The sequence below is a fragment of the Pseudomonas sp. Q11 genome (assembly GCF_024494355.1).
Lineage (GTDB): Bacteria > Pseudomonadota > Gammaproteobacteria > Pseudomonadales > Pseudomonadaceae > Aquipseudomonas > Aquipseudomonas hefeiensis.
On the sequence record NZ_JAKNQY010000001.1, the window covers coordinates 135,742 to 158,311 of the forward strand.

Consider the following 22,570-nt stretch of genomic DNA (forward strand, 5'->3'; position numbering starts at 1 on the left):
CGATGCTGGCTTATATCTTTCGGCGTCTGTTGCTCATCATCCCGACCCTGTTTGGCATCCTGTTGATTAACTTCCTGATCATCCAGGCCGCGCCCGGCGGGCCGGTGGAGCAGATGATCGCCAAACTCGAAGGTTTCGAAGGCGCCACCAGCCGCATTGCCGGTGGCGGTGCCGAGGTGGCAGTGGCCGGTTCCACCTATCGCGGTGCCCAAGGTCTGGACCCGGCGCTGGTCAAGGAGATCGAGCGCATGTACGGCTTCGACAAGTCGGCGCCGGAACGCCTGTGGATCATGATCAAGAATTACGCTCGCCTGGATTTCGGTGACAGCTTTTTCCGAGACGCCAAGGTCATCGACCTGATCAAGGAAAAAATGCCGGTGTCCATCTCGCTAGGGCTGTGGAGTACGCTGATCATGTACCTGGTGTCGATCCCGCTGGGGATCGCCAAGGCGACGCGTCACGGCAGTCACTTCGACGTCTGGACCAGTTCGGCGATCATCGTCGGCTATGCGATCCCGGCGTTCCTGTTCGCCATCCTGCTGATCGTGGTATTTGCCGGCGGCAGCTATTTCAACTGGTTCCCGTTGCGCGGCCTGACGTCCAACGATTTCGATGAACTGAGCATGGGCGGCAAGATCCTCGACTACTTCTGGCACCTGGCCTTGCCCGTGACAGCCCTGGTGATCGGCAACTTTGCCACCATGACCCTGCTGACCAAGAACAGCTTCCTCGATGAAATCAACAAGCAATACGTGGTCACCGCCAAAGCCAAGGGCTTGACCCGCAACCGAGTGCTCTACGGTCATGTGTTCCGCAACGCCATGCTGCTGGTGATTGCCGGCTTCCCCTCGGCCTTCATCGGAATCTTCTTCACCGGTTCGTTGCTGGTAGAGGTGATTTTTTCCCTTGATGGCCTCGGACTGATGAGTTTCGAGGCGGCAATCAACCGTGACTACCCGGTGGTCTTTGGCACCCTGTTCATCTTCACCCTGCTGGGGCTGGTGGTGAAACTGATCGGTGACCTGACCTACACCTTTGTCGATCCACGCATCGACTTTGAAAGCCGGGAGCATTGAGATGAATCTGTCCCCCCTCAATCGCCGCCGTTTCGAACTGTTCAAGGCCAACAAGCGCGGCTGGTGGTCGCTGTGGCTGTTCCTGATCCTGTTCGGGCTCAGCCTGGGCGCCGAATTGATCGCCAATGACAAGCCGCTGGTGGTGCATTATGACGACGGCTGGTACTTCCCGGCCCTCAAGCGCTACCCGGAAACCACGTTCGGCGGTGAATTTCCGCTGGAAGCCAACTACAAAAGCCCGTACATCCGCGATCTGCTGGCCGCCAAGGACGCGTGGGTGCTGTGGGCACCGATCCCGTTCAGCTACCAGAGCATCAATTACGACCTGAAGGTCCCGGCCCCGGCACCGCCCTCCTCGGTCAACTGGCTGGGCACCGATGACCAGGGCCGCGATGTGCTGGCCCGAGTGATCTATGGCTTCCGGGTGTCGGTGCTGTTTGCCCTGACATTGACCCTGCTCAGCTCGATCATCGGCGTGATCGCCGGCGCCTTGCAGGGCTTTTATGGCGGTTGGGTCGACCTGGCCGGCCAGCGTTTCCTGGAGATCTGGTCGGGGCTACCGGTGCTTTACCTGCTGATCATCCTGGCCAGCTTCGTACAACCGAACTTCTGGTGGTTGCTGGGCATCATGCTGCTGTTCTCCTGGATGAGCCTGGTGGACGTGGTCCGCGCCGAATTCCTGCGCGGACGCAACCTGGAGTACGTGCGGGCCGCGCGGGCATTGGGCATGCAGAACGGCGCGATCATGTTCCGCCACATCCTGCCCAACGCCATGGTCTCGACCATGACGTTCATGCCGTTCATTCTCACCGGGGCCATCGGCACCCTCACAGCCCTGGATTTCCTCGGGTTTGGCTTGCCTCCAGGCGCCCCGTCCCTGGGCGAACTGGTGGCCCAGGGCAAATCCAACCTGCAGGCGCCCTGGCTCGGCATCAGCGCGTTCGCCGTGCTGGCGATCATGCTGAGCCTGCTGGTATTCATCGGCGAGTCCGCTCGCGACGCCTTCGACCCGAGGAAGTGAAATGAATCAGGACAATCTGATCGAAGTGCGCGACCTGGCGGTGGAGTTCATTGTCGGCGAACGTCGCCAGCGGGTCGTCGAAGGCGTCAGTTTTGACATCAAGCGTGGCGAAACCATGGCCCTGGTCGGCGAAAGCGGCTCAGGCAAGTCAGTGACCGCCCACTCGATCCTGCGGTTGCTGCCCTACCCGCTGGCCCACCATCCAAGCGGGACCATCCAGTACGCCGGCCAGGATTTGCTGGGTCTGAAAGAAAAAACTATCCGCCATATCCGAGGCAACCGGATCGCGATGATCTTTCAGGAGCCGATGACGTCCCTCAATCCGCTGCATTGCATCGAGAAGCAGATCAACGAAGTGCTGGGCATTCACAAGGGCCTGTCCGGTAAGGTCGCTACCCGTCGCACCCTCGAATTGCTGGAGCTGGTGGGCATCCCCGAGCCGCACAAGCGCCTCAAGGCCCTGCCCCACGAACTGTCCGGCGGCCAGCGCCAGCGGGTGATGATCGCCATGGCCTTGGCCAACGAGCCGGAATTGCTGATTGCCGACGAACCGACCACGGCACTGGACGTCACCGTCCAGCTGAAAATCCTCGAGTTGCTCAAGGAGTTGCAGGCGCGATTGGGCATGTCGCTGCTGCTGATCAGCCACGATTTGAACCTGGTGCGAAGAATTGCTCATCGCGTATGTGTCATGCAGCGTGGTTGCATCGTCGAACAGGCATCGTGCGAAGAGCTGTTCCGCGCGCCGCAGCATCCGTACACTCGGGAACTGCTGGCCGCCGAGCCCAGCGGCAACCCGGCGACCAACGTTGTCGGCCCGCCGCTGTTGCAGGTCGAGGACCTGAAAGTCTGGTTCCCGATCAAAAAAGGCCTGTTCAAACGCACGGTCGATTATATAAAGGCCGTGGACGGTATCCGCTTCAGCCTGCCCCAGGGCCAGACCCTGGGCATCGTTGGCGAAAGCGGCTCCGGCAAGTCCACTTTGGGGCTGGCGATCTTGCGACTGATTGGCAGCCAGGGGGGGATCCGGTTTGAAGACAAGCAGCTGGACTGCCTGTCGCAGCAACAGGTCCGGCCGCTGCGCCGGGAGATGCAAGTGGTGTTTCAAGACCCGTTCGGCAGCCTGAGCCCACGGATGTGTGTAAGCCAGATCGTCGGCGAAGGCCTGCGGATCCACAAGATCGGCACCGCAGCCGAGCAGGAACAAGCGATAATCGCGGCATTGAAGGAGGTAGGCCTGGATCCGGAAACCCGGAACCGCTACCCCCATGAATTTTCCGGAGGGCAGCGGCAGCGTATCGCCATTGCCCGGGCCCTGGTGCTCAAGCCGGCGTTGATTCTGCTGGACGAACCGACGTCGGCCCTGGACCGTACCGTGCAACGCCAGGTGGTGGAGCTGTTGCGGTCGCTGCAAACCAAGTACAACCTGACGTACCTGTTTATCAGCCATGACCTGGCTGTCGTCAAAGCGCTAAGCCACCAGTTGATGGTGGTCAAGCATGGCCAAGTGGTCGAACAAGGTGATGCCCGCAGCATATTCGCCGCGCCGCAACACCCCTATACACAGCAGTTGCTGGAGGCCGCTTTCCTGGCCCCAACAACTGCCGAATAACCTGAAAGAGGAGCAACACATGGGTTTTCTCGCCGGTAAGCGCGTACTGATCGTCGGTGTCGCCAGCAAGCTGTCCATCGCATCCGGCATCGCCGCCGCCATGCATCGCGAGGGCGCTGAGCTTGCCTTCACTTATCAGAACGACAAACTCAAGGGTCGCGTCGAAGAGTTCGCACAAGGCTGGGGTTCGAGCCCTGAGCTGTGCTTCCCGTGCGACGTGGCCAGCGATGAAGAAATCGCCAAGGTTTTCGAAGAACTGAGCAAGAAGTGGGACGGCCTGGACTGCATCGTGCACTCCGTGGGCTTTGCCCCGGGCGACCAACTGGACGGCGACTTCACCGAAGCCACCACCCGCGAAGGCTTCCGTATTGCCCACGACATCAGCGCCTACAGCTTCGTGGCCCTGGCCAAGGCCGGTCGCGAAATGATGAAAGGCCGCAACGGCAGCCTGCTGACCCTGTCGTACCTGGGCGCCGAGCGCACCATGCCGAACTACAACGTGATGGGCATGGCCAAGGCTTCCCTGGAAGCAGGCGTGCGTTACCTGGCCGGCTCCCTGGGCCCGGATGGCACCCGCGTCAACGCCGTATCGGCCGGTCCGATCCGCACCCTCGCCGCTTCCGGCATCAAGAACTTCCGCAAAATGCTCGCCGCCAACGAAGCACAGACGCCGCTGCGTCGCAACGTCACCATCGACGAAGTCGGCAACGCCGGTGCCTTCCTGTGCTCGGACCTGGCCTCGGGCATCAGCGGTGAAATCATGTACGTGGACGGCGGCTTCAACACCACCGCCATGGGTAACATCGAAGAGTAATCTTCACGGTGCGCCCTTGCAGAAGTGCAATCATGGTGCCCGGTTTCGACAAAAAGAAGCGCCGCCTGCCTGGTAAAGGGCAAGCGGCGTTTTTATTTCTACCTTCCGGGAGCGGCTAGCAGCACCAGGACAAAGGAAAGCGAAAACAACAGCGTCGCGACTACCCCAGAGACGGTGTCATAAGTGTAAATCACCGAGATTAACGCACCCATGAGTGACGTTAAAAAAATAGGAGTATTCGCAAGCACATACAACCCCATACGCACACTGAAGGATTGATGTTTCAGAAACGCTTGGGCAGCACTGCCTAATCCTGTCAGCGTCACTGACGTAATAATCAGCATGATTAACATGACAAGGTACATCGCAACAGATGGAATACCTTGGGTATCGTTAAGATTGCCAGGATTCTCCACTGCACCGTCCGCCGCAAAAAAGAATAACATTGCGTACGCCATCAATATGCCAACAACCGCTCCGCCCAATCCTTGCCCTTTGCGCCTCATATCTGATCACCTTGAAAAACTAATGGGTAGTTCGCCAGTTATTCGAATTTCATAATCCTGCGCTCGGGCAACCCTTCCTACTTCACGCAGGGCGGTCGTCGCCCTCTCGTCAAACGCTGCGCGATGGCTGCTGGCGTTCGCGTCATACCGATCTGAGTAGGCCTTGGCGGAACCCGTGAATTTGAGATTACCAGAGGTATAGCGAACCACTTCACCCTTAATCTGAAGCGTAATGTTTCCAAGATAAATTCTTGCGACGCTCGAGTCTTGAGCCGTCGAGTAAGGGACCTTCAGATTAATGGTCGTTACCCCCACTCCTGCGGTATTGATAATCGCCATCAAATCGGGAATTTTGTTCGGTGTAGGGCTGATACCGACTCTGTCGAGCCGAACTCTGGCGGGCTTGCCCTTTCCAAGTAGCCAGTGACCAAAGGCCTTGAAAGGAGTAAAAACACCGCCGGAGAACTCCTGCTCAATTGCCAGCCCTTTTATGTCATTTATTTTGGCTCCCTCTTTTATCCCGAGGTTCCAAGCATCCGCAGTGTTGAGTTTCGGATTTTTCAGCATTAATAGATCAGCACCATGTGCAACCTTTAAATCACCAATAATAAAACCGTCAAGTCCGTAACGAACAGGTCGATTGTTACGCATTTCTTGTAAGTGGCGTTGTAGCATTTGAGACCAGTGACCTCGTTCATAAGCCACGCTACGTTCCTGAATCATTTTTGCAACCATTGCCATGGAGAAAGGAGCTGGAGCGCCCCCTCTTCCACGCGAGGTACCATATTCATCAGGATAAACAAATGTCGGGGGCAACTCGATATTCATAAGTACCAGCCAAGTTTAGTAACCCATAACGCTGCAGTCATGAGCCGCATCACATGATGCGAAGTCTCATTCTGCATATATCCCGCGCCCCTCATGCGGTACATATATATAGCGTTACGCTGGTTCACCTATGTCATTGTTTGCAAGACCTATACCTCTAAAAAATAGCCATGTTCAATGAGTACAAGCGATTCTATTGTCGCAGCGCCTGTTTCTGCGCATACATCGCCGCGTCGGCGTCAGCCAGCAGGTTGTCGATCGACCGATGGCGCTGGGCGTTGTACTCGATCTGGCCCACGCTGAAACGAATTTCATAGCCACGCTGCGACATCGCATTGCGCTCCTCAAGGATTTCCTTGAGCCGCGCCATGATCGCCGAGGTCTCGACATGAGAAGAACCGGTGAGCAACGCCACGAACTCATCGCCGCCCAAGCGACCGATCACATCACTTTCGCGAAAGGCGATGCGTAACACGTCGGCAAACGTTTTTAATGCCGTATCGCCCTCGGCGTGTCCAAAGCGGTCGTTGATGAGCTTGAAATCGTTGAGGTCGAAGAACAACAGCGTCGCCGGACGAGAGAGGCGCTCGCATACGCTCAACGCATGCTGGGCCAGCGTGTTGAAACCACGTCGATTGGACAGCAATGTCAGTTCGTCCATGCTCGCCATCTGCACGGCAATCATTTCCTGCTCAGCCATGCTGGCAAGGTCGCGTAGCAGTTCGCGTTCTTCGTCATTGAGCTTGCGCGGCCTGGTATCGAGCAAGCACAAGGTTCCAAGCTTGCTGCCGTCGTCCAGTCCCAGCGGATGCCCGGCGTAGAAACGAATGCCGGGTTCATCGGTGACGAACGGATTGTCGCGAAACCGCTCGTCCTGTTGCGCGTCGCAGACCTCCATGATCTGATCCTGCAAAATGGCGTGCCCACAAAATGAAACGTCGCGCCCAGACTCACTGGCGTCCAGGCCCGCGTTGGATTTGAACCACTGACGATTGGCATCCACCAGCGACACCAGCGCAATGGGCACATCGAACAAACGCCGGGCAAGGCGAGTCAGGCGATCGAACCGCTCCTCGGGGGCAGTGTCGAGCAGTTTGAGCGAGTGCAGATTCTTGAGGCGGACGGCTTCGTTATCCGGTTTCCCTGGCGCAGGCATCGGGAACTCCATTAGGGGGGCTTGTTGAAGTCTAGCCCAGGCCCGCTCCCCTTCAAACCGAACGAGCAATTCAAACAGGCATTTATCGACGGGGCCTAATACACTGCGACACAGGTACAAGACGAGGACACTCACCGATGAAGCCCGCCACCCACGATGCCGCCCCGCGTTTCTGGCGTGATGCAGCGCTGCCCTTCATCGAAGCCCGGGGCATCGCCGACGGGCGCAAGGTCTGCTATTCGCGTCATTCCCATGACCATTTTTCCATCGGGGCGATCACCGCCGGGCGTAGCACCTACCTTCATGAGCAATCGAACTTCCAGGTAGAGAGCGGTACCGTCGTGTTGATGAACCCCGGCGATGTCCATGCGTGCAACCCGATCAATGATCAGCCATGGTCGTATGTGATGCTGTACGTCGACACCCAGTGGCTAACGGACTTGCAGCGCCGAATCGGCTTTGACGAGACGCTGGATTTTCAGGGTTTCGCCACCACCCACAGCCGCGACATCCAACTGTTTGCCGCATTACAGGGTTTGTATGAACAACTGGTGGATGAGCGGATCGACATCGCCCGCAAACATGCCGAAGCCGAAGCGTTTTTCATCGACCTGCAACACCGGCTCAACCCGGCCGGGCGCCCGGACCGCGGCAGCCATCCGGGGCTGATGCGGGCGGCGCAGTTCATCCATGACCATTGCAGCGAAGCCTTGAAACTCGAAGACATCTGCGCCGCCGCACAACTTTCGCCGTCGTACCTGAGCCGGGCCTTCAAGCGCCATTACGGCATGACGCCCCATGCTTTCCTGGTCAATCGTCGCATCCAGTTCGCCCGTCGACAGTTGCGCGAAGGCAAGCTGATCGCCGACGTGGCACTGGACAGCGGGTTTGCCGACCAGGCGCATTTCCAGCGCGCCTTCAAACAACACCTGGCAGCCACGCCGGGCCAATATCGCGGCTGATACCTGACCCTGCTTTTGCGAGGATGGGTCAAGGCAACAACAAATACACCGCACTGACCACCAGCAACACCGCCATCGTCCGATTGAACAGGCGCATGGTCGCCGGGTTGCCCAGCCAAGTCCGTAGAAAACTGCCGGCATAGGCCCAGCAACCCACCGAGAGGTAACAGATCACCAGGTAGATTGCCGCAAACTGCCACACCAACCGCGCCTCACCATCGGCCACGAACGCGCCCATCCCTGCCACACAAGCCAGCCACGCCTTGGGGTTGAGCCACTGCATCAACGCACCGTAGAACATCGATGGTGCCCGCCCCTCGTCTCCGTCGCCGAGGTGCCCGTTGTCCATCGCCAGTTTCCAGGCCATGAACAACAAGAAACCCACGCCCCCCAATTGCACCACTCGCGTAAGGCCGGGCCAGCGTTGCAGCACTTCGTGCAACCCCAGGCCCATCAGCACCAGCAGCAATACAAACCCCAGGGTGGCGCCGGCCACGTGACGCAAGGTGGCACGAAACCCGAATCGCGCCCCGGAACTGAGGGCGACTATATTGACCGGCCCGGGGGTGATGGAGGCGACCAGTGCAAACGCCGCCATGGAAATAATCAGACTCATTGCATACCTTCTTCATGTCTGTGAGGTGGCGTTCAAGGTAAATTGCACGCCACTGGCGGTATTGAACAAAACTGCCCAATGACGGCCACTCCCCGCCACCGCGTGAAGAGATGCTGTTTCGGGTACTTTTTTACGCAAACTTTACGCAGCGTCCGGTCAACGAAATCGATACTGGGCGGCTCATTCTTTCAGGCGTGTTTTATGTCCCTTGCGGCTGTGCGGTTTATCGGATTCATCCTCGGCATTTTTCTGATCACCCTGGCCGCAAGCATGGCAATCCCGCTTATCACGCTGATGGTGTACGAGCGTAACGATGACCTCTCGGCGTTCTTGTGGTCGAGCCTGATCACGTTTGTCTGCGGCGTCTTGCTGGTAGCTCGCGGCCGGCCAGAGCACATACATCTGCGTCCGCGGGACATGTATCTGCTGACCACTGCCAGTTGGGTCGTTGTCTGCACCTTCGCCGCCCTGCCGATGGTGTTTATCCAACACATCAGCTACACCGACGCATTTTTCGAGACAATGTCCGGCATCACCACCACCGGTTCGACCGTGCTCAGCGGCCTGGACACCGCCTCCCCGGGCTTGCTGATCTGGCGCTCGATGCTGCAGTGGCTCGGAGGAATCGGCTTCATCGGCATGGCGGTGGCCATCCTGCCGTTGTTGCGGGTCGGCGGCATGCGACTGTTCCAGACCGAATCGTCGGACTGGTCGGAGAAAGTCACGCCGCGCTCCCATGTCGCGGCGACCTACATCCTGTGGCTCTACTTAGGGTTGAGCGCCCTGGCCGCCCTGGCCTTGTGGTTGGCGGGCATGACACCTTTCGAGGCGATCAACCATGCGATGTCCCTGATTTCCACCGGCGGCTTCTCCACTTCTGATTCGTCCCTGGCGCACTGGCCTCAACCGGCTATCCACTGGATCTCGGTGATTATCATGATCGCCGGCGCACTGCCCTTCACCTTGTATGTCGCCACGTTGCGCGGGAACAAACGTGCTTTATTCAGGGATCATCAGGTCCGGGGATTCCTCGGCTTCCTGGTCATTACCTGGCTTGTGGTAGGGACCTGGCTGAGTTTGAACAGCGATTACGCCTGGCTGGACGCGGTGCGCATCGTGGCAGTCAACGTGACATCGGTAGTCACCACCACCGGTGTGGCGTTGGGTGACTACACGCTGTGGGGCAGTTTTGCCCTGCTGCTGTTCTTTTACCTGACGTTTGTCGGCGGTTGTTCGGGATCCACCTCCGGCGGGCTGAAGATCTTTCGTTTTCAGGTGGCCGGCGCCTTGCTGATGGGCAGTTTGAAACAACTGATCCATCCGCGCGCGGTGATCCAGAAAAAATACAACAAGCACCCCATCGACGAAGAGATTGTCCGTTCGCTGCTGACGTTTTCTTTCTTCTTCACCATTACCATCGGCGGCATCGCCCTTGGACTGGCGCTGATCGGCCTGGACTGGACCACCGCCCTGACCGGTGCAGCCACGGCCGTGTGCAACGTGGGGCCGGGGCTGGGCTCGATCATCGGACCGGCCGGCAACTTCTCCACCTTGCCGGATGCGGCCAAATGGCTGCTGACCATTGGCATGTTGCTGGGTCGACTGGAGATTCTGACCGTCCTGGTGCTGTTTACCCCGGTCTTCTGGAAGTACTGAGGTGGTGGAAAATTCATTGTCGATTTTCCGGTGGAGCCGTCCCGGACCTGGTTCTATGCTCCACCCATGAACCTACACGACTCGCTGCTCCCACCCCATGCCGAGATGGTCCGCGCCATGCTCGAACGAGACACCGCCTATGAGGGGGTGTTCTTCACTGCGGTCAAGACCACCGGCATCTTCTGTCGCCCCAGTTGCACGGCACGCAAGCCGAAGCCGGAGAACGTTGAATTTTTCGCCCACGCTGACGAAGCCATGTCGGCCGGCTACCGGGCCTGTTTGCGTTGCAAGCCGCTGGATGCGGCAGCCATCGCGCCTGCCTGGATCCAGGCGCTGCTCAAGGCCGTGGACGCCGAGCCCGACCTGCGCTGGACCGATGCCTTATTGCTGGAACAAGGCATTGAACCACTGAAGCTGCGGCGCTGGTTCAAGCAGCACTTCGGCATGACCTTCCATGCATACCTGCGCACTCGACGGCTGGGCATCGCGCTGGGGGGGATCAAAGAAGGGATGTCCATCGACAATGCGGCATTCGATTCGGGCTACGAGTCCCTGAGCGGATTTCGTGACGCCTTCGTGAAGTCATTCCACATCACCCCGGGCCGCGCCGCGCACAGCGAACCCCTGCTGTTCACCCGCCTGACAACCCCACTGGGGCCGATGCTGGCCATGGCCGAAGCGCGCGGCCTGGTGTTGCTGGAGTTCCTCGACCGTCCGGCCCTGACCCGGGAAATCGAAGAATTGCAACAGCGCTACGGCTACACCGTTGCACCGGGGGGCAATCCCCACTTGCAACAGATCGAAACCGAACTGGCCGACTACTTCGCCGGGAAACTCACCTTGTTCAGCGTGCCGCTGCACATGCCCGGCAGCACCTTCGCCGTCCGGGTCTGGTCTGAGCTGGAAAAAATCCCTTATGGCGAAACCCGTAGCTACGGCAGCGTCGCCACCGCCCTTGGCAGCCCTGGCGCCAGCCGCGCGGTCGGGCTGGCCAACGGCCAGAATCGCCTGGCCATCGTCATCCCCTGCCACCGGGTAATCGGTGCAGACGGTTCTTTGACCGGCTATGGTGGCGGGCAGCCACGCAAGGCATTTCTATTGCGCCTGGAACAAGCTGCGGTGCAGGTTTCCCTGTCACTGGCATTTTGATCAGCCCGCCGAGTGAACAACTGATGCCTGTCCCGTACCACGATGCGAGCACCTTTCTGGCAGGCCTCGACGAAGACTGGCGCGATCATGTCGAGACGATCGGCCCTTGCCTGCTGCAACCCAAACCGTCCCGCGACCCGTATGAAGCCCTGGTGCGGGCGATTGCCTATCAACAACTGCATGCCAAAGCCGGCGATGCGATTCTCGGTCGCTTTCTGGCGCTGTTTCCCGGCGCGATTTTCCCCAGGCCGGAGCAGATCCTGGCGACTGACGTCCAACAGATGCGCGATTGCGGATTTTCCACCAGCAAGATCGCGACCATACAGGGCATCGCCCAAGCGACGCTGGACGGGGTGGTGCCGGGTTATGCCATGGCGCTGGCCATGGATGATGAAGCCTTGATCGAGCGCTTGATCGCCCTGCGCGGTGTCGGGCGCTGGACCGTGGAAATGCTGCTGATCTACAGCCTGGAGCGACCTGACATCCTGCCCGCCGATGACTTTGGAGTTCGCGAGGGTTATCGGAGGCTCAAGGGTTTGGACGTCCAACCGACGCGCAAACAGATGGTCGGGATTGGACAGGCGTGGAGCCCGCATCGGACGGTTGCGGCGTGGTATTTGTGGCGGGTGCCCGGTCGCTAAACCGCGTCATCGTTCATCGCGAGCAGGCTCGCTCCCACAGGGGATTTCCTGTGTAGACATTATTTGTGTTCACTGAAGATCAAATGTGGGAGCGAGCCTGCTCGCGATGGCTTCCGGATGGCCGGCCTGAATTCAACTGAAAAAAAACGCCGACCGTCTAGGCTGTACTGAGCCATTTCCCAATTGCCAACCGGAGGTTCTCATGCAGCTCGAAGGATCCTGCCATTGCGGCGCAGTGTCGTTCAGCCTGGCCTGCGCCCATCCTTACCCTTATCAGCGCTGCTACTGCTCGATCTGTCGCAAGACCCAGGGCGGGGGCGGCTTTGCGATAAACCTGGGGGGCGACGCCCAGAGCCTGAAGGTGCGCGGTCGCAAGCACATATCGATCTATCATGCGCGGCTCAAAAATGACGGGGATAAACGCGCCCACCGCAGCAGCGCCGAACGCCACTTCTGTTCCCTTTGCGGTTCGGGATTGTGGCTGTTCAGCCCCGAGTGGCCGGAGCTGATCCACCCCTTCGCCTCTGCCATCGACACGCCGCTGCCAGTACCGCCAGAGCACACCCATCTGATGCTGGGTTCCAAGGCGCCGTGGGTGGAGGTCGAGGCGCATGCGGACGATCAGCAGTTCGAGGTCTACCCCCAGGAGTCCATTGCCCAGTGGCATGAACGCCTGGGTTTGAGCCGTTAGGTCGCTTCACAGTCTTTGACAATTTTGCGACAAAGCTGTCAAAGATTGCCCGTCGGCAGTCACCTAGCATGGGCGCATCCAACCTCCATCAGGGTGCTCCCATGTTGCGTTCGTTATCTCTGCCACTGACTTCATGCTGCGTGCTTCTACTCTCCAACTCATTGCACGCTGAAGACTGGCGTTACAGCGTGCGGGCCGGTGCCGCCAGCATGCCGCGTTACAGCGGCAGTGAGGAGCGCGTTGTGGCGCCGTTGTTGGGGGCAAAAATCATCAGCCCTTATGGCGTATTCCTTGATACCAGCAAAGGTTTGGGCTGGGCATTTGACGAAGACGACTTCGGTTTACGTGTGTACATCGGCGCCAGTGATGGGCGCAAGGATCGCAAGAGCGGATTCAAAGGTTCGGATGAGCTCAACGGCATGGGCTCAATCAAGTCCAGACCGGTGCTGGGGGTGGATGGTACCTATCAAATGGGACCGATCGTCCTTGAGGCCAGCTTCGAACATGCGCTGGAAGAAGATGACGACAACCGTGATACCGGCTCGGCCTGGAACCGACTGAAACTGAGCATCAGCGCACCGCTGTACGAGGGTGACCATGGCAAGCTCATGGGCAGCCTCAACAGTCAATTCGGCGACAGCGACTATGTCCGTACCTGGTATGGCGTCAGCGCCGCCCAGGCTTCGCGCAGTCAGTTCCGGGCCCATGACACGCATGGCGGGCTGGTGAGTCGCGGAGCGGATCTGACCTGGTCATTGCCGTTCAACGACCAGTGGAGTGTATCGACGGTGTTGGCCATGCAGTACCTGGCCGGCGATGCAGCCGACAGCCCGATTGTGAAGCGGCGGATGCAAGCGTCGTTGGTTGGCCAGGTGGTTTACACCTTCTAAACAGAGCGCTCCCTCGCGAACGCGCCCGATCTAGTCGAGGTGCGCCCAGGACATGCGAAACGACGCTCCGCCCCAGGGCGAGTCCGTCACTTCCACGTGCCCGCGGTGAGATTGCGACACCCGTCGCACCAGTGCCAGGCCCAGGCCAAAACCGCCGGTGCGACGGTCGCGACTGGCATCCAGGCGCGAGAACGGCTCGAAGATTTTCTCCCGGCCGTCCAGTGGCACACCCGGCCCGTCGTCATTGACCCGCACCTCATAATGATCACCCGCGCGTGTCAATGACACGTGCACCCGCTCATCGGCATAGCGAATGGCATTGCGCAGCAAATTGATCACCGCACGAGCCATGAAGCGTGGCTCGATACGGACCACCTCGACCGGACACTCGGCAATCAACAGCTGCACCCCGGCCGCCTCCGCCTCCAGCGCCACACTGCCCACCACGCTGTCGAGCCAATCGCGAGCCTGAATATCCTCCCGGACAATCACCGTGGCGCCCTGTTCAAGGCTGGCGTAAGTCAGCAACTCGGAAACCATCTCCTCCAGCTCGCCGAGATCGGCGTACATGTCGGCAATCAACTCGCGGTTCTGGCTCGGATCGGACTGTTGCTTGAGTTGATCCAGTTCAAACGATAAGCGTGCAATAGGCGTGCGCAGCTCATGGGATACCGCGTTGGTGAGCTCGCGTTGATTGGCGATCAGGCCCTCGATGCGCGCTACCATCAAATTGAAATGGTCGGCCAGGTCACGAATGTTCGACCGCTTGGACAACTGAATACGCACCGACAGATCGTTGCCGCCAAAGCGCTCGGCCGCCAGGCGCAGTTTTTCCAGGTCTCGCCAATGGGGTCGCACCCAAAAAAACAGCACGAAACCAATCATGATCGCGATCATCAGGTAGGCCACGGCGATATAGAACGGCATCAGGCTCGGTTCAGCCGGCAGCTGGATACTCAATAGCTGCGAACCGTCATCAATGCGCGAAATGAACTGCGTGTACTGGTCACGCATCACCAAAAGCCCCTGGGCCAACTCGGCGTTCTCCTGGGCGCTCAGGGACAGTTGATCGCGCTCGACCAAGACCAGGCCCAAGCCGTAATGAGGCCGCACGCCTTCCAATTGTCGCTCCCGGGCCGAACTGTCCAGGCCACGCAGTTGCTCGACCAGCGACCAGGCCTGACCACGCACTGCCTCTTGGTTGTAACGCCGCATCTCACCGTCGAGAAGCGCATCGAAGGTGCGATCAACCGTTTGCAGTGCCAGCACCAAGCCAATCGTCATGACCAGGAACAGTTCCAGGAATAACCGCAGCATCTAGAGTTCCCACCCAAACGGATTGAACAGGTAACCCTTGCCCCAGACGGTTTTGATCCGCATCGGCTCCCGGGGATTGTCGTTGAGCTTGGCCCGCAGCTTGCTGACATAGACATCGACGCCACGATTGAGACCATCGAAGGCAATGCCACGCATGCGGTTGAGAATGTCATCGCGGGACAGGATCTTGCCTGCCGCGCTTGCCAGCAGCCACAGCAGCTCGAACTCCATAGTCGTCAGTTCAACCAGGTCACCGGCCAGTCGCACCTCCCGGCTGCTGCGGTCGATCGACAATCGCCCGAACTCAAGGGCGCCGCGCACGGTGATATCCGGCAGTTGGCGACGCTGCAGCGCCCGCAGGCGAGCCAGGAGTACCGCAGGCTTGATGGGTTTGATCACATAGTCGTCGGCACCGGACTCCAGACCGAGGATATGGTCCACGTCATCTTCCTTGGCCGTCAGGATCACGATCGGGGTAGCGGCAACGTTGCGGATCTCGCGGCACACCTGCAACCCACTCTGTCCCGGCAGCATCAGGTCGAGTACCACCACTTTGGGTTCGAATGCCAGAAACGCCGCCAGCGCCTGGTCGCCCCGATGCTCGATACGCACCTCGAAGCCGTGTTGGCAGAGAAAGTGCGCGATCAATCCGGCGAGCCTTTCGTCATCCTCCACCAGCAACACTTTGCCCGAACCCAGGTTATCCATAACAACCGCCTGCCAGACCATGATTGAAGTGGCCGCATTATGGCGCCAACCGACCACGGGACGGGTAATGCCGACAGCAAAAACCGGCCTCAAGGGCCGGTTTTCAAAGAAGTTTCATGTTTTTAAGAGTTTTTAACAATTCAGGCCGACATCGGCACACCGCTGTGAAAACGAAACTCCACGTCCGCTGATTCGATCAGTTCACGTTCGGCATCACGAACCTTGTCGATCACCTGAGCGACGTCCTTGGTGTCGCCATACTGGTAGGCCAGTTTCAGGTAGCCCTGAAAATGCCGGGCCTCGCTTTTGAGCAAGCCGAAATAGAATTTGCCCAGTTCTTCGTCCAGGTGCGGCACCAGGGCCTCGAAGCGCTCGCAACTGCGGGCCTCGATGAAAGCGCCGACCACCAAAGTGTCCACCAGTTTGACCGGTTCGTGGCTGCGGACCACTTTGCGCAGCCCCGAGGCGTAACGCCCGGCAGAAAGCTGGCGCAAGCCGACCTTGCGTTTCTTCATCAGGCGCATGACCTGTTCGTGATGCACCAGTTCTTCCCGGGCCAGACGTGACATCAGATTGATCAGGTCTACGTGGGAGTGGTACTTGGCGATCAGGCTCAGGGCGGTGCTGGCCGCCTTGAATTCGCAGTTCTTGTGGTCGATCAGTAGCGTTTCCTGATCGGCCAGCGCCGCCTGGACCCAGGCATCAGGAGTGCGGCAACCAAGGAATTCATGAATTTCGGGAAGGATCATGGGGCTCACGGAAAAAGAGAGTCGAGCGAAGGGCGCCGATTATACCGGCCTGCCTCCAGACCACCAGCCACCGCCGTTGATATGCATCAAGTCGACGACTGCCATACAACAACTATAGTTGAGCAACGCCATGCCTTTTTATTGCTGGAGACGTCGATCATGCAAGCCATTCGCAGCATTCTGGTGGTCATCGACCCCGAACATTCGGAAAGCCTGGCGCTCAAGCGCGCCAAACTGATCGCCGGTGTGACCCAGGCTCACTTGCACCTGCTGGTGTGCGACAAAAAGCATGACCATGCCGGCATGCTCAGCGTGCTGAAGGCCGCGCTGCTGGCGGACGGCTACAGCGTCACCACCGAACAGGCCTGGAACGAAAGCCTGTACGAAACCATTATTGACGTACAGCAGGCCGAAGGTTGCGGCCTGGTGATCAAGCAGCACTTCCCCGACAGCCCGCTGAAAAAAGCCCTGCTGACGCCCGCGGACTGGAAACTGCTGCGCCATTGCCCGACGCCGGTGCTGCTGGTGAAAACCGCCGGATCCTGGAAAGACAAAGTGATCCTGGCCGCCGTCGACGTGGGCAATGCCGACGGCGAGCACCGCCACCTGCACGCCACCATCATCGATCACGGCTACGACATCGCCAGCCTGGCCAAAGCGCACCTGCATGTGATCACCGCCCATCCCACGCCGATGCTTTCGTCCGCCGATCCGACGTTCCAGCTCAAGGAAACCATCGAGGCCAAATACCGCGAACAATGCCGGGCGTTCCAGGCTGAGTTCGACATCGACGACCAACACCTGCACATCGAAGAAGGTCCAGCGGACGTCCTGATTCCATACATGGCGCGCAAGCTGCAGGCGGCAGTGACCGTGATCGGCACCGTGGCGCGTTCCGGGCTGTCTGGGGTTCTGATCGGCAACACCGCCGAAGCGGTGCTCGATACGCTTGAAAGCGACGTGCTGGTGCTCAAACCGCAGGAGGTTGAGGATCAGTTGGTGGAGTTGGCGGTCAAGGACTGAAAGTCCAGAGCTGTCAGGGTAGTCATCGCGAGCAGGCTCGCTCCCACATAGAACTCAGGGTGCTCACAAGTCCCCTGTGGGAGCGAGCCTGCTCGCGATACTTCTAAATCTCAACCGCCGATCGCATCCTTCAGGAAGCCCGGCGCGATGTAGCGCTGGTAATGGGCTTCGGACAGCAGGAAGAATTCCCGATCAATGGCGTCGCGCAGGTCCGGCAGGTCCCAGTCGCGAAATTCGGGCATCAGCACCATGCCGTAGGCTTCCAGGTTGTTGATCACCCGCGCGCCACGGGCGATCAACTGATAGGCCCAACAGTATTCCGACTGGTGCGGCACGAAACGGATCTTGCGTGTTTCCAGTTGCTGGCGCAGCAGCGCAGGATCAAAAACCTCCAGCTTGGCCACCATCACCTGGACCAGCAACTGCTCAAGCCGCATCCACACCGCGCGTTTCTCGTCCTCGTTATAGCCGTTCCAATGAATCACTTCATGGTGGAACCGCTTGCAGCCACGGCACACCAGGTCACCATAGACAGTGGAGCAAAGGCCGACGCAGGGGGTCTTGATGAGCTGGTTGGGCATAAGGAAAAACACACGCAAAAGCAGGACAGGCCGGCATGTTAGCCCTTTGTCTAAGATTGATCACCCCTCAAACTTCAGGGCCTAACTTACGTTTATTTTTTTTTTGCCGTAGAATCAGCCAGCCTTTTAAGGCGCCAATGTCCGTTAGAAGCTGTTTTCAAAGCGTCACGAGCACAGTCGTTCCTTCAGAGCGGTGTTGGCCGAGGGTCTTTCCAGCGGGGAAAGCCCAACGCCAACCCTCATCAGCTCCCCGTTCTGCAGGCGTAAAACTTTGAAAGCAGCTTCTGTGAGGAACTCCCGGAAACTCTGGCGTGGTGGCTCAAAAAGCCTCCGACGCGCATGAGTACCGTGGGTTTCTGGATGAGCGTCCCGGACACCCATTTGGGACCACTGATGAGGGTAATAACTGTGCTTGAAGCCTACCGCAAACATATCGAAGAGCGTGCAGCACTGGGTATCGTTCCCCAGCCGCTTAACGCCGAACAAACCGCAGGCCTGATCGAGCTGCTGAAGAATCCTCCGGCTGGCGAAGAAGCTTTCCTCGTTGACCTGATCACCAATCGCGTTCCGCCTGGAGTCGACGAAGCCGCCTACGTGAAGGCCGGTTTCCTGTCCGCCCTGGCCAAAGGCGAAGCCCAATCCCCTCTGCTGGACAAGAAGCGCGCCGTTGAACTGCTCGGCACCATGCAGGGCGGCTACAACATCGTCACCCTGGTGGACCTGCTGGACGATGCCGAACTGGCACCCGTCGCCGCCAAAGAACTCAAGCACACCCTGCTGATGTTCGACGCCTTCCACGACGTGGCTGAGAAAGCCCGCAATGGCAACGTTCACGCCAAGGGCGTGCTGCAATCCTGGGCCGACGGCGAGTGGTTCAAGAACCGCCCGGTGCTGGCCGACAAGATCAGCCTGCGGGTGTTCAAGGTTACCGGCGAAACCAACACCGACGACCTCTCCCCGGCTCCTGACGCCTGGTCCCGCCCGGACATCCCACTGCACGCCCTGACCATGCTGAAAATGGCCCGTGACGGTATCGTGCCGGATGAACAAGGCAAGACCGGCCCGATGAAGCAGATCGAAGAGATGCGCGGCCAGGGTTTCCCGATCGCCTACGTCGGTGACGTGGTCGGTACCGGTTCGTCGCGTAAATCGGCCACCAACTCGGTGCTGTGGTTCTTCGGTGACGACGTGCCTTACGTGCCGAACAAGCGCGCCGGTGGTTTCTGCTTCGGCAGCAAGATCGCCCCGATTTTCTACAACACCATGGAAGACGCCGGCGCCCTGCCGATCGAATTCGATGTGTCCAACATGCACATGGGCGACGTGATCGACCTGTACCCGCATGCGGGCAAAGTCTGCAAGCACGGCACCGATGAAGTCCTGACCACCTTCGAAATGAAGACCCCGGTCCTGTTGGACGAAGTGCGTGCCGGCGGCCGTATCCCGCTGATCATCGGCCGCGGCCTGACCGAGAAGGCACGTACCGAGCTGGGCCTGCCCGCTTCGGACCTGTTCAAGAAGCCGGAAGCCCCGGCCGAAAGCACCAAGGGTTTCACCCTGGCGCAGAAAATGGTCGGCAAGGCCTGCGGCGTGACCGGCGTTCGTCCGGGCACCTACTGCGAGCCGAAGATGACCACCGTCGGCTCCCAGGACACCACTGGCCCGATGACCCGTGATGAATTGAAAGACCTGGCGTGCCTGGGCTTCTCGACCGATCTGGTGATGCAGTCCTTCTGCCACACCGCGGCCTATCCAAAGCCGATCGACGTGACCACCCACCACACCCTGCCTGACTTCATCATGACCCGTGGCGGCGTGTCCCTGCGTCCGGGCGACGGCATCATCCACAGCTGGCTGAACCGCATGCTGCTGCCGGACACCGTCGGTACCGGTGGCGACTCCCACACCCGTTTCCCGATCGGTATCTCGTTCCCGGCCGGTTCCGGCCTGGTGGCGTTCGCCGCCGCCACTGGCGTCATGCCGCTGGACATGCCGGAATCGATCCTGGTTCGCTTCAAGGGCAAGCTGCAACCAGGCGTCACCCTGCGTGACCTGGTACATGCCATCCCTTACTACGCGATCCAGAAAGGCCTGTTGACCGTCGAGAAGAAAGGCAAGAAGAACGCCTTCTCCGGCCGCATCCTGGAAATCGAAGGCCTGGAAACCCTGACCGTCGAGCAAGCGTTCGAACTATCCGACGCCTCGGCCGAACGTTCCGCTGCCGGCTGCACCATCAAGCTGTCCAAGGAATCGATTGCTGAATACCTGCAATCGAACATCACCCTGCTGCGCTGGATGATCGGCGAAGGCTACGGCGATGCCCGTACCCTGGAGCGTCGTGCCCAGGCGATGGAAGCCTGGCTGGCCAACCCGGAACTGCTGGAAGCCGACAAGGACGCCGAGTACGCCGAAGTCATCGAGATCGACCTGGCCGACGTCAAGGAGCCTGTGCTCTGCGCGCCGAACGACCCGGACGATGCCCGCCTGCTCTCCAGCGTCGCTGGGCAGAAAATCGATGAAGTGTTCATCGGTTCGTGCATGACCAACATCGGCCACTTCCGCGCTGCTGGTAAGTTGCTGGAACAGGTCAAGGGCCAGCTGCCAACCCGTCTGTGGCTCTCGCCGCCGACCAAGATGGACGCTCACCAGCTCACCGAAGAAGGCTACTACGGCATCTACGGCAAGGCCGGTGCTCGGATGGAAATGCCAGGCTGCTCGCTGTGCATGGGTAACCAGGCACGCGTGGAACCGAACTCCACCGTGGTGTCGACTTCGACCCGTAACTTCCCGAACCGTCTGGGCGACGGCGCGAATGTCTACCTGGCTTCGGCCGAACTGGCATCCGTGGCGTCCATCCTGGGTCGCCTGCCGACCGTCGAGGAGTACATGGAATACGCCGGCAAGATCGACAGCATGGCAGCGGACGTGTACCGCTACCTGAGCTTCGACCAGATCGCCGAGTTCCGTGAAGCGGCTGCCAATGCCAACATCCCGGTCGTTCAAGCCTAAGGCTTTAACGCTCGACTAAAAACGCCGCCCTTCTTGCGAGGGGCGGCGTTTTTTTATGCCTGTGATTTCGAGGCAAACTGAACCGACGCCATCGCGAGCAGGCTCGCTCCCACAGGGGATCTGTGTCTGACGCTGTTTCTGTGAACGCTCGAAAACTGTGGGAGCGGGCTTGCTCGCGAAGACGGCAGCACGTCCAACATCAATGCAAGCTGACCCACCGCTTTCGCGAGCAAGCCTGCTCCCACCGGGAATCCGGTCAGGATGTCAGGGAATAGACCAGCGCGGTAATTGCCACGCCCCCTACCAGCGTCACGAACACATTGGACGCCTGGCCACGGTAGCGGGCCATGGCCGGGACCTTTTGGATGGCGTACATCGGCATCAGGAACAGGATCGCTGCGATCACCGGGCCACCCAGGGTTTCAATCATGCCCAGGATGCTCGGGTTAAGGGTGGCGACGATCCAGCACACCACCAGCATGAACGCCGCAGTCAGGCGGTCAAGGGTCTTGGGCGCCGGACGGCGCCCGCTCTTGACGATCAGCCCCTTGAGGCCTTCGCTGGCGCCAATGTAGTGCCCCAGGAAGGATTTGGAGATCGCCACGAACGCAATCAACGGCGCGGCAAAAGCGATGGTCGGATTGCTGAAGTGGTTGGCCAGGTACGACAGGATCGACAGATTCTGCGCCTTGGCCTCGGCCAGTTGCGACGAGGAAAGCGTCAAAACACAACTGAACACAAAGAACAGCACCATCACCACCATCAGCACATGGGCGCGCGACAGGATCTGCGAACTGCGCACCTCGGCGTTGTCGCCATGGCGACGTTTCTGATCCACCGCAAACGCCGAGATGATCGGCGAGTGGTTGAACGAGAACACCATCACCGGTATCGCCAGCCACAAAGTATGCAGCAGCGCTGCTGGCTCAGGCAGCGTGGACGCCGTACTCAGGATGCCACCGTTCCAGTGTGGGATCAGAAACACCGCCAGGAACAGCAACGCTACGATAAACGGATAGACCATCAGGCTCATGGCCTTGACGATCGCCTGCTCTCCGCATCGCACCACTGCCAGCAACCCCAGGATCAACACCAGCGACAGCATCACCCGGGGTGGCGGCTGGATATGCAGTTGATGCTCCAGGAAGCTGCCCACCGTATTGGTCAGCGCCACGCTGTAGATCAGCAGGATCGGGAAAATCGCAAAGAAGTACAGCAACGTGATCAGCGCACCGGCCTTGATGCCGAAATGCTCTTCCACCACTTCAGTGATGTCCGCGCCGTCACGACCGGATAAGACGAAACGGGTCAGGCCCCGATGGGCGTAAAACGTCATGGGAAACGCCAGCAACGCCAGGATCAACAGCGGCCAGAAACCGCCAAGGCCGGCGTTGATGGGCAAAAACAAAGTACCTGCACCGATGGCGGTGCCAAACAGACCCAGCATCCAGGTGGTGTCATGGCGGCCCCACTGGCTGAGCATAGTTGGGGCTGTCGTTTCAAAGCGTTCTTCGACGCTAGTGGCCTGATCATTCATCCGGTCGGATCTCCGCATTCCGGTCACA

General features: G+C 59.4%; 21 protein-coding genes. 12 read left to right on the top strand and 9 right to left on the bottom strand.

Annotated features, from left to right (window positions below; all coding sequences use genetic code 11):
* Positions 1 to 2 precede the first annotated feature (2 nt).
* Genes MA884_RS00565 through fabI form a run of 4 tightly spaced genes read left to right on the top strand, consistent with a single transcriptional unit; the run spans position 3 to position 4,523 of the window.
* Positions 3 to 1,076, top strand: coding sequence for a microcin C ABC transporter permease YejB (locus tag MA884_RS00565; RefSeq protein ID WP_256228437.1), 1,074 nt, complete (start codon positions 3 to 5; stop codon positions 1,074 to 1,076).
* A 1-nt stretch (position 1,077) separates the two neighbouring features.
* On the top strand, positions 1,078 to 2,097 hold the full coding sequence (locus tag MA884_RS00570) for an ABC transporter permease (RefSeq protein ID WP_256228438.1): 1,020 nt from the start codon (positions 1,078 to 1,080) through the stop codon (positions 2,095 to 2,097).
* 1 nt (position 2,098) lies between these two features.
* Positions 2,099 to 3,709, top strand: coding sequence for an ABC transporter ATP-binding protein (locus tag MA884_RS00575; RefSeq protein WP_256228439.1), 1,611 nt, complete (start codon positions 2,099 to 2,101; stop codon positions 3,707 to 3,709).
* A 19-nt stretch (positions 3,710 to 3,728) separates the two neighbouring features.
* Positions 3,729 to 4,523, top strand: a complete 795-nt coding sequence (fabI, locus tag MA884_RS00580) for an enoyl-ACP reductase FabI (protein WP_256228441.1) — start codon at positions 3,729 to 3,731, stop codon at positions 4,521 to 4,523.
* Between the two features lie 98 nt (positions 4,524 to 4,621).
* On the opposite strand, the gene MA884_RS00585 is transcribed toward fabI, so the two are convergent.
* The 3 genes from MA884_RS00585 to MA884_RS00595 form a co-directional block, all read right to left on the bottom strand.
* Positions 4,622 to 5,029 (bottom strand): hypothetical protein, encoded by a 408-nt coding sequence (locus tag MA884_RS00585; RefSeq protein WP_256228442.1) that lies wholly within the window; start codon positions 5,027 to 5,029, stop codon positions 4,622 to 4,624.
* Between the two features lie 6 nt (positions 5,030 to 5,035).
* Positions 5,036 to 5,857 (bottom strand): lipid II-degrading bacteriocin, encoded by an 822-nt coding sequence (locus MA884_RS00590; RefSeq protein ID WP_256228443.1) that lies wholly within the window; start codon positions 5,855 to 5,857, stop codon positions 5,036 to 5,038.
* Between the two features lie 193 nt (positions 5,858 to 6,050).
* On the bottom strand, positions 6,051 to 7,013 hold the full coding sequence (locus MA884_RS00595; protein WP_256228444.1) for a diguanylate cyclase: 963 nt from the start codon (positions 7,011 to 7,013) through the stop codon (positions 6,051 to 6,053).
* A gap of 137 nt (positions 7,014 to 7,150) precedes the next feature.
* On the opposite strand from MA884_RS00595, the gene MA884_RS00600 reads away from it, so the two are divergent.
* Positions 7,151 to 7,975 carry an AraC family transcriptional regulator gene (locus tag MA884_RS00600; protein WP_256228445.1) on the top strand — a complete coding sequence of 275 codons (825 nt, stop codon included), beginning with the start codon at positions 7,151 to 7,153 and terminating at the stop codon, positions 7,973 to 7,975.
* Positions 7,976 to 8,003: 28 nt separating this feature from the next.
* Here MA884_RS00600 and MA884_RS00605 read toward each other — a convergent pair whose 3' ends face one another.
* Positions 8,004 to 8,591, bottom strand: coding sequence for a LysE family translocator (locus MA884_RS00605; protein ID WP_256228447.1), 588 nt, complete (start codon positions 8,589 to 8,591; stop codon positions 8,004 to 8,006).
* A 201-nt stretch (positions 8,592 to 8,792) separates the two neighbouring features.
* Here MA884_RS00605 and MA884_RS00610 point away from each other — a divergent pair, with 201 nt between their 5' ends.
* The 5 genes from MA884_RS00610 (at position 8,793) to MA884_RS00630 (ending at position 13,618) form a co-directional block, all read left to right on the top strand.
* The gene (locus tag MA884_RS00610; protein WP_256228448.1) at positions 8,793 to 10,247 is read left to right on the top strand and encodes a TrkH family potassium uptake protein; all 1,455 of its coding nucleotides are present in this window, start codon (positions 8,793 to 8,795) and stop codon (positions 10,245 to 10,247) included.
* Positions 10,248 to 10,313: 66 nt separating this feature from the next.
* A complete protein-coding gene (locus tag MA884_RS00615; RefSeq protein ID WP_256228449.1) occupies positions 10,314 to 11,396 on the top strand; it encodes a bifunctional transcriptional activator/DNA repair enzyme AdaA in 1,083 nt (360 codons plus the stop codon).
* A 23-nt stretch (positions 11,397 to 11,419) separates the two neighbouring features.
* Positions 11,420 to 12,037, top strand: coding sequence for a DNA-3-methyladenine glycosylase (locus MA884_RS00620; protein ID WP_256228450.1), 618 nt, complete (start codon positions 11,420 to 11,422; stop codon positions 12,035 to 12,037).
* Between the two features lie 202 nt (positions 12,038 to 12,239).
* Positions 12,240 to 12,728, top strand: coding sequence for a GFA family protein (locus MA884_RS00625; RefSeq protein ID WP_256228451.1), 489 nt, complete (start codon positions 12,240 to 12,242; stop codon positions 12,726 to 12,728).
* A gap of 101 nt (positions 12,729 to 12,829) precedes the next feature.
* Entirely contained in the window at positions 12,830 to 13,618 is a 789-nt protein-coding gene (locus MA884_RS00630) for a MipA/OmpV family protein (protein ID WP_256228452.1), read from the top strand.
* Positions 13,619 to 13,648: 30 nt separating this feature from the next.
* Here the strand turns inward: MA884_RS00630 and MA884_RS00635 are convergent, their stop codons facing one another.
* The 3 genes from MA884_RS00635 to MA884_RS00645 all read right to left on the bottom strand — a co-directional run bounded on the left by MA884_RS00635 (position 13,649) and on the right by MA884_RS00645 (position 16,392).
* Entirely contained in the window at positions 13,649 to 14,935 is a 1,287-nt protein-coding gene (locus MA884_RS00635; RefSeq protein ID WP_256228453.1) for an ATP-binding protein, read from the bottom strand.
* A complete protein-coding gene (locus MA884_RS00640) occupies positions 14,936 to 15,643 on the bottom strand; it encodes a winged helix-turn-helix domain-containing protein (protein WP_256228454.1) in 708 nt (235 codons plus the stop codon).
* Between the two features lie 140 nt (positions 15,644 to 15,783).
* Complete coding sequence (locus tag MA884_RS00645) at positions 15,784 to 16,392, bottom strand: tRNA-(ms[2]io[6]A)-hydroxylase (protein WP_256228456.1); 609 nt, start codon at positions 16,390 to 16,392, stop codon at positions 15,784 to 15,786.
* A gap of 159 nt (positions 16,393 to 16,551) precedes the next feature.
* Between MA884_RS00645 and MA884_RS00650 the strand changes: the two genes are divergently transcribed.
* Positions 16,552 to 17,415: a universal stress protein gene (locus MA884_RS00650; RefSeq protein WP_256228457.1), complete on the top strand. Its 864-nt coding sequence runs from the start codon at positions 16,552 to 16,554 to the stop codon at positions 17,413 to 17,415.
* A 110-nt stretch (positions 17,416 to 17,525) separates the two neighbouring features.
* On the opposite strand, the gene MA884_RS00655 is transcribed toward MA884_RS00650, so the two are convergent.
* Entirely contained in the window at positions 17,526 to 17,996 is a 471-nt protein-coding gene (locus tag MA884_RS00655; protein WP_047225747.1) for a DUF1289 domain-containing protein, read from the bottom strand.
* 408 nt (positions 17,997 to 18,404) lie between these two features.
* Between MA884_RS00655 and acnB the strand changes: the two genes are divergently transcribed.
* Complete coding sequence (gene acnB / locus MA884_RS00660; RefSeq protein ID WP_256228754.1) at positions 18,405 to 21,005, top strand: bifunctional aconitate hydratase 2/2-methylisocitrate dehydratase; 2,601 nt, start codon at positions 18,405 to 18,407, stop codon at positions 21,003 to 21,005.
* Positions 21,006 to 21,261: 256 nt separating this feature from the next.
* Here the strand turns inward: acnB and MA884_RS00665 are convergent, their stop codons facing one another.
* Complete coding sequence (locus MA884_RS00665; protein ID WP_256228458.1) at positions 21,262 to 22,542, bottom strand: serine/threonine transporter; 1,281 nt, start codon at positions 22,540 to 22,542, stop codon at positions 21,262 to 21,264.
* Between the last annotated feature and the right edge of the window lie 28 nt (positions 22,543 to 22,570).